The 7,609-nt window shown below is 51.1% G+C and carries 5 protein-coding genes; all 5 read left to right on the forward strand.

Annotated features, from left to right (window positions below):
• Positions 1-257: 257 nt before the first annotated feature.
• Positions 258-2,837: a DNA polymerase I gene (gene polA, locus QZR21_RS06835; RefSeq protein WP_296974544.1), complete on the forward strand. Its 2,580-nt coding sequence runs from the start codon at positions 258-260 to the stop codon at positions 2,835-2,837.
• A 116-nt stretch (positions 2,838-2,953) separates the two neighbouring features.
• Positions 2,954-3,580 (forward strand): dephospho-CoA kinase, encoded by a 627-nt coding sequence (gene coaE / locus QZR21_RS06840; RefSeq protein WP_296098433.1) that lies wholly within the window; start codon positions 2,954-2,956, stop codon positions 3,578-3,580.
• Positions 3,577-4,173, forward strand: coding sequence for a lytic transglycosylase domain-containing protein (locus QZR21_RS06845; protein ID WP_296098435.1), 597 nt, complete (start codon positions 3,577-3,579; stop codon positions 4,171-4,173). Before coaE ends, QZR21_RS06845 begins: the two co-directional genes overlap by 4 nt.
• Entirely contained in the window at positions 4,174-4,869 is a 696-nt protein-coding gene (locus QZR21_RS06850) for a hypothetical protein (RefSeq protein ID WP_296098437.1), read from the forward strand.
• A gap of 426 nt (positions 4,870-5,295) precedes the next feature.
• Positions 5,296-7,332 (forward strand): TonB-dependent receptor, encoded by a 2,037-nt coding sequence (locus QZR21_RS06855; protein WP_296974550.1) that lies wholly within the window; start codon positions 5,296-5,298, stop codon positions 7,330-7,332.
• The last annotated feature ends 277 nt before the right edge of the window (positions 7,333-7,609 follow it).

The following is a 7,609-nucleotide window of genomic DNA, read 5'->3' on the forward strand; positions in this document are numbered from 1 at the left end:
CCTACGGCTCCCTACGAATGCAGTTCGCTGCGCACCGGTCGGGCCAGCGAAGCGGTGCCCGACCCACAACCCTTATGCCCCATCCATCCGAGCAGCCTGCCGGCCAGCCACCCATCGCTATCAGCTCGATAAACCGCAATTTGACTATGGGCCGTTCCCCATTTCAGCCTCCTATCCTATCTATGGTATAATAAAAAGCAACGTACTGCATTTTTTACCGCCCGGGCTGTATCAGGGCCCGTCGGCAGGGAGGAACTATGAAAAAGAAACTTGTAATTATTGATGGCAGCAGCCTTCTGTATCGCGCTTTTTTTGCCCTGCCGCCGACTATGACATCGCCCGATGGAATTCCTACCAATGCGGTATACGGATTCCTCCGGATGCTTTTGGGCCTGTACCGGGATTTGGATCCGGAATACATGGCCGTCACCTTCGATAAAGACCGCCATACATTCCGTACGGAGATGTACGATGGATACAAAGCTACAAGGAAGCCGGCACCGCCGGAACTGGTGCCCCAGCTTGACCTGATTCTTGACGTGCTCCGGGTCATGGGTGTTGCCGTTTACAGCATTTCCGGCTACGAAGGCGATGATATCCTTGGCACCCTCTCTGCCCGATACGAAAAGGAACTTCCTGTAGATATCGTCACCGGCGACCGGGATGCACTCCAGCTTTCCAGCAGCCGCACCACGGTGCTTCTTACCCAGAAGGGCATCACCAATATGGCTGCCATGACGCCGGAAGCAATTTACGAGAAATACCATATCACCCCGTCCCAGGTCATTGATATGAAGGCCCTCATGGGGGATACGGCCGATAATATCCCAGGAGTCCCCGGCGTAGGGGAAAAGACCGCTTTGAGCCTTCTCACGGAATACAAGGATCTGGATAACCTCTATGCCCACGTGGATGAAATCAAAGGAGCCAGAGGCAAAAAGCTGACGGCCAATAAGGACCTGGCCTACCTTTCTTATAAACTGGCCACCATTAAGAGAGACGTACCATTGGATGCGCCGCTTTCCGATATGAAGCAGCCCGTCCACATTGAGGAAATGAGAGAACTTTTCAGCCGCCTCGGCATTAATCTCCTGCCCCAGTTCGCAGCGCTGCCCCGTTTCCAGGAACTGTCCCAGGTGAAGAAAGAGGAAAGTGAAAAAGCCCTTCCACCGGTAGAACCCTGGAAGGAAGGACTATCGCTGAAGGGAAAGGTGACTGCCCTCTGGGCCTCCCTTTCCGGAAAGGCGCCATTTCTCAAGGCCCCTGAAGTGGTCATTGCTGCCGAAGACCATGCGTACCTGGTGAAGCCTGATGACTATGGGGACGCTTATAGAGCCCTGCAGGAAGCAAAGGCCATCGTGGTGGAAGACAGCAAAGCGGTGATGGAGTCCGATTTCCCGGCGGAAGGCCTGCCATTCTTTGATGTGTCCCTGGCAGCTTACCTGCTGGATCCTACCCGGGTCACCTATCCTTTGTCCTATATGGCCGGCCTCTTTGGAAAGCCGGTCATCTATCCCGATGATCTGGACAACCCGGAGGAAAAGGGCTGCTGCATTACGCTTTTCCTTCTTTCTCTCTATGACGAGGCGGAAAAGAAACTGCAGGAAAACGGGGTGCTGAAGCTCTTCCATGAAGTGGAGCAGCCCCTGGTGAAGGTGCTGGCGGCCATGGAAAAAGCCGGCATTGCCACAGACCAGAAACGGTGGAAAGAGGTCCGGGAGGACATGGAAAAGGAAGAACGGATCCTGGTGAAAGATATTTACACGGAAGCCGGGGAATCTTTCAATATCAATTCACCGAAACAGCTGGGCCATATCCTTTTTGAAAAAATGGGCATGCCCGCCGGGAAGAAGACGAAGACCGGCTATTCCACAGCCGCCGATGTGCTGGAAGAACTGGCGGTCTCCTATCCCATGGTGAAGAATATTCTTCGCTACCGCACCCTTTCCAAACTGGTTTCTACGTACCTGGAAGCCCTGCCCCAGCTGATTCGGAAAGAAACGGGACGAATCCATACGTCCTTCAACCAGACCGTGACAGCAACGGGGCGCCTCTCCAGTTCGGATCCGAACCTCCAGAATATTCCGGTCCGTACGGAGGAAGGCAGGAAAATCCGGTCCCTCTTTGTGCCCGGAGAAGGATATGACTGCTTCATTTCCTCCGATTATTCCCAGGTGGAGCTCCGGGTACTGGCCCATATGTCCGGCGATGAAAGCCTCATTCGGGCCTTCATCAATAAAGAAGATATCCATCGGAGAACGGCGGCGGAAGTGCTGGGCATCCCCTTCGAAGACGTGACGCCGGAACAGCGGTCCCATGCAAAGGCTGTCAATTTCGGCATTATCTACGGCATCAGCGATTTCGGCCTGGCAAGGCAGCTCGGCATCACGAGGAAAGAAGCGGCTGACTATATCAAGACCTATTTCGAGCGGTATCCGCGGATTCATGAATTCATGAATTCCATGGTGGAAGAAGCAAAGAAAACGGGCCGGGCGGTCACCCTCTTTGGGCGCTATCGGGAACTGCCGGACATTAACAGCAAGAATTTCAACCGTCGGTCCTTTGCGGAACGGACGGCCATGAATACCCCTATCCAGGGAACGGCAGCGGACATCATGAAGATGGCCATGATTGAGGTATACAACCGCCTTAAGAAGGGCGGCTATAAGAGCCGGGTACTCCTCCAGGTCCACGACGAACTGGTGGCAGAAGTGGTGAAGGAAGAAAAAGAGGAAATTGCATCCCTCCTGAAGGACGCCATGGAATCTGTGGTTACCCTGAAAGTACCGCTGGTGGCTGACGTGAATGAAGGGAAAAACTGGGCGGAGACGAAGTAGGTCCCATAAGGACCGGGCGGTACCTGTGCAAGGCTCCGCCTGACGGCAGGGCTTGGCTGCGTTTAGCCTTGCGGCGAAGCCGCAGAGCCCGTTTTACTGATAAGCAAGGAGTAATAATGTATCGTATAGGACTCACGGGAGGCGTGGGCAGTGGAAAAAGTACTGTCTCCTCCTACATGCATGAATTGGGGATTCCCGTCATTGATGGCGATAAACTGGCCCGGGAAGCGGTTATTCCCGGCAGCCGGGCCATGGATCAGATCCGGAAGGCCTTCGGCCCCTCTATTTTCCTTCCTGATGGCCGGCTGGACCGGTTGAAAATGGGGGAAATCGTCTTCAATGATGAAGAAAAAAGGCAGAAGCTGAATGGCATCATCCACCCCTACATCTGGCTCCGCACCCAGGAGGAACTGGTTCGCGCCCAAAATGAGGGAAAGACCGTGGTGGTCCTTGATATGCCCCTGCTTCTGGAAATCAGCTGGCAGCTCCGGGTGGAGGAAGTATGGATTGTGGAAGTGCCTCTGGAAGTGCAGATTTCCCGGGTCATTTCTCGGGATGGCTTCACCCGGGAACAGGTGCTGGAGCGGATTCACAAGCAGATGCCTACGGCCAATAAGGTGAATTATGCGGATGTGGTCATTGATAACAGCCATTCCGTGGAGGATACGAGAAGGCAGGTGCGGGAAGCACTGAAACACGTACCGGGTTTTGAATTTCCGAAGGGAATGGAAGAAGCAGAATGAGAATCGCATTGAAACGCAGGAAGAAAGAGGTGCAGCGGCACCAGGGCAATACCGGCGCCATGGTGTTTACTCTTTTGCTTGCGATTTTTTGCGTGATTTTCCTCTTTACCGTGGACAATATCAAACTGCTTCGGCCCAGTGAACAGGTCTCCCACATTATCATCCAGTGTGCGGAGGAAGAGAATATTTCTCCTTCCCTCCTGGAAGCGGTGATCCTGACGGAGAGCAAATTCGATGAAAAGGCAGTGTCCCATGTGGGGGCGGTGGGTATGATGCAGCTCATGCCGGACACGGCCCACTGGATTTCCGAAGAAAGCGGCCTTCCCTCGGATAACCTGGCGAGCCCGGACCAGAATATTCCCCTGGGGGCCTGGTACCTGAATTACCTGCTCAAGAAATACCATAATAATGAAGTCTTTGCCCTTGCTGCCTACAACGCAGGCCGAGGCAATGTGGATGAATGGATCGAAAAGAACAAGTGGCCCGAAGGATTTACGGATATGGAAAAGATTCCCTTCCCGGAGACCCGGGAATTCGTGAAATCCGTGGTCATCGCCAGGGACAGGCTGGAAGCGGAAAAGAAGGGGAAATAAATGGCAGATGATAAACTGGAAAAAGAAAGAGCCGAAAGACGACAGAAATTTCTGGACTGGGATATAGAAAAAGAACTGCCCACGGAAATCGGCGAATATAAACTGAAGCGGATGGATCGGCAGGAAGGGCGCATTTATTATGCCTTCTGCTGGGAAGGACAAAAAACGGGCTGGCAGGTGCGGGCCCTTTTTGATGAGGAAACCATGGATTACATGGTGAAGATGGATCTTCACATGATAACCATGACGGAAATCGAGCTCATTACCGGGGACTTTGAAGAATTCAAACGGAACATGAAACTCCTGACGCCGAAGTGCATCGAAAAGGAACTCATTCACCGGGAACAGGTCTCTGTGCTGGTCCGGGGTAAAGGATTCATGGTATGGGATTACAGTCACTATTTCCCGCCTGTTATTGGCCACTATGAAAGAATTATAGAACCCGCAAAGCCCCTTCTGGGACTCAATGGCTCCTACATCATTGCCGCCTATGAGTGTAAAGAAAAGGATACGGGCATCCTTTTCTTCTACAATATGTACCGCGATGAATATTATGGTGAACTCCGGGCCAAAGGCATCCCCGGCATTATCCACCAGTACGACGCCAAGACCATCCAGGCCCTGGAAACGGCTATCCGCCATCATCTGGAAAAGGACCTGGAAGATCTGTACGAAAATCCGGATATACCGGACTGATGGAAAAAGGCTGCAGCCAGAGACCCGGGCAAACGTTTCGCCTGAACTCAGGGAGGAATTATATAGAAACAGTTGGCAGGGCCGGACAGATGGATCCGGCCTTGCCAGCTTTTTTATTGGATATGATGCCGTTCTCCTGTCATGAAGCCCCCTGGAGAAGGGCCCACCAAAGCCTCAGGATGGATCTTCCTCGACGTGGCAGGATCCGTATCCAATAATGACGGTGGTATTTCTATTGTTCATAAATACAGGATTAGCATTTGACGCGGGAATTCTATTGAGAGATAATAGAAAAAAGATGATTTTCATATAATACAAATAACAAGTCATCTTTTTACCAATAGAGGGGAAATATGAGAACACAAAGACAAAAGGTCTTTTTGTGTTCTCTTTTTTATTTCATCAATTCATGCAGGAGGAGAGAGTATGAATAAAAAAGCAAAAAATGGCATTTTACTGGCATTATTGGCCTGTGCACTGGCAGGAGGGGAAACTGCTTTTGCAGACCAGGTGTATGAATTAAACCCGGTCACTGTAACGGCCCAGCGGTCTCAATCGTCTGATTTAAAGACACCCTCGGCAGTGGATGTATTAACCCATTCAGATATCCAGAAAACCGGTGCCACCAGTGTACAGGAAGCTTTAAAATTTACAACCGGGATCATTGCCCATGCTCAGGGCCCGAGGAATATATCCCAGGGGACCATGACGAATAAGGTGGTTATCCGAGGCGTGGAGAAGGGCACACTGGTCCTGGTAGATGGGGTTCCCATCAACCAGGCCGGCCGGTATAATCTGGAAGACATTCCTGTGGAGTCCATCGAAAAAATCGAAGTGGTTCGGGGCGGCGGCGCTGTGCTCTATGGATCTGAGGCAAACGGGGGCGTCATCAATATTATTACCAAAGGGGAGAGACCCAATCTGGTCCGTGCCGGATTTGGCAATTATGGAATCCAGAACTACGCCCTTTCTGCACAGGCAGGAAAGCTGGGATTTACAGCCACCTATGACCATACCGGGAAAATTGATCATGTATCCAGTCCGGAAGGCGGCAGGCCCCAGGGCATGTACTTTAATATCCGCCGCGGGGAACATGCAAACTTCAATGCCCGCTATGATTTCAATGATAAACTGTTTATCAGCCACAGCTACGGGAGAAACAGTGACCATTACCTGTACCGCTGGGATGGAAGGCCATACAGTTCTACCAATTCCAAGACCCATAAAACAATCGTATATCCGGCGGCCAATGCAGGGGCACCTTATAAGAATGAACTCCATAGTACCGAAGAAAATCTGACTACCCTTCACTACGATGATGGAAATTTAAAAGCGGAAATTTTCTATAACCGCCGGGACCAGAAATCAAATAACAATAACGCTGGTACTTATCCATATATGGGGAAAAAGTATAATTATAATGAGAAATATTACGATTCTTCCTCCTATCTCGATGAAACCATGGGGATCGATGTATCCAACCGCTGGCATTTTTCCAAAGGTTCCTTTATGCTGGGCTATGATTTCCAGAGGGAAATGGAAGATGCAACGGTGAGTGATAAGATGGCCATGGGCAAACTGACCAAAGGTACGTTCCATCACTATACGAGAAATATGCATTCGTTCTATGGCCAGCTGGCCTATGATTTTACAGAAGCGACCCGGGCAAACCTGAATTTCCGGGAAACCTGGACGGAAGCCGATGCGGCAGGAAACAAGTACGATAAGTTTACGCCGGAATTCATCCTTATGCATGACCTGGATAAAAATACCATGATTTACGGTAAAGTAGGCAAGTCCTTCATGATGCCTACCTTTACCCAGCTCTATGGCAGCGGGAATATCCGGGGCGCAGCGGACCTGAAACCATCGAGCGGTACCCATTACGAATTGGGCTGGAAGAAGAATGTTGGCAAAAATGCATGGCGCGCTGCCCTGTACCATTACAAAATCGATGACAGCCAGGAAGCAAAATGGATTACGGAAAAAGACGGGACCTATTCTATCCATTATGCCAATGAAAATATCAGGAATACCGGTATTGAACTGGAATGGACAAGAAACCAGAGCGACAATCTTTCCTGGCATGCAGGGCTCACTTACAGCCATCCGGAAAAGCAGGAAAAGAAAGTCAGCACGGCAGGAAAAGAAACAAGCATCGGCTGGCACGATTACTATGGGAAAATCGGTGGGAATTTGGGCATCAATTATATTTCCGGCAAGCTGACCACTGCATTCAATATCAGTTATCTGGGACGGCGTATCCGGGATACGGATCCCTATCCGTCCATGAAATCCCAGTGGCTGTCAGACCTCAATTTTTCCTATAAGGCCAATGAGAGCAGCCGGTTTTTCCTGAATATTGATAACCTCTTCAACCGGCGCGATATTATTTCTACTTCCAGCTCCACCTTCTATGATCTGGGCAGGAACTTCATGTTTGGCTACGAATACAAGTTCTGAGGAAAGGGCGCTTTTACTTCCGTAAAGGCGCTTTTCCGTTCTACAAATTGCGGTTTGTCGAGCTGTTGGTATCTGTGGCTGGCAAGCAGCCCAAACGGGGTGAATGGGGCGTAAGGGTTGTGGGTTGGCATCGCTTCGCTCGCCAACCGGGTGGTGGCTTCAACGTCGCTGCGCTCGTTGAAGCGGGGGCATAAGGTAGGCCGGCCTACGGCGTTTCCGTTAGCTAACCTCCGTCTGCTTCGCAGCCACCTCCTTCCCAAGGAAGGAGGCTGACGGA

Origin of the sequence: uncultured Dialister sp., assembly GCF_900541605.1 — a bacterium.
Classification (GTDB): Bacteria; Bacillota; Negativicutes; order Veillonellales; family Dialisteraceae; genus Dialister.